We start from the raw sequence: 238 nt of genomic DNA, 5'->3' as shown, positions 1-238 counted from the left end.
GTCCCGCTCCCGGCCGACCGTGTTCTCGGCACCGACGGCGTCGCCGTGGCGACGTGGTTGCGCGACCGCAGCCGGCTCGGCTCCGCCGCCTACCAGTGCGGCGTCCTCGAACAGGCCCTCGAGCTCACCGCGCAGTACGCGCGCGACCGCGTCCAGTTCGACCGCCCGAGCGGCAGCTTCCAGGCCGTCGCCCAGCGACTCGCCGACGCCTACATCGACGTCAAGGCGGTGCGACTGA

Annotated in this window: 1 protein-coding gene; it reads left to right on the top strand. The window is 73.5% G+C overall.

Annotated elements, in window-relative coordinates; all coding sequences use genetic code 11:
* On the top strand, nucleotides 1–238 hold a 238-nt coding region (locus NVV99_RS26840), incomplete at both ends, for an acyl-CoA dehydrogenase family protein (RefSeq protein WP_260783340.1).

Origin of the sequence: Rhodococcus sp. PAE-6 (assembly GCF_025290685.1) — a bacterium.
GTDB lineage: Bacteria > Actinomycetota > Actinomycetes > Mycobacteriales > Mycobacteriaceae > Rhodococcus > Rhodococcus pyridinivorans.
Note: the sequence above shows the minus strand (reverse complement) of the source record. Positions and strands in the feature narration are given on the sequence as shown.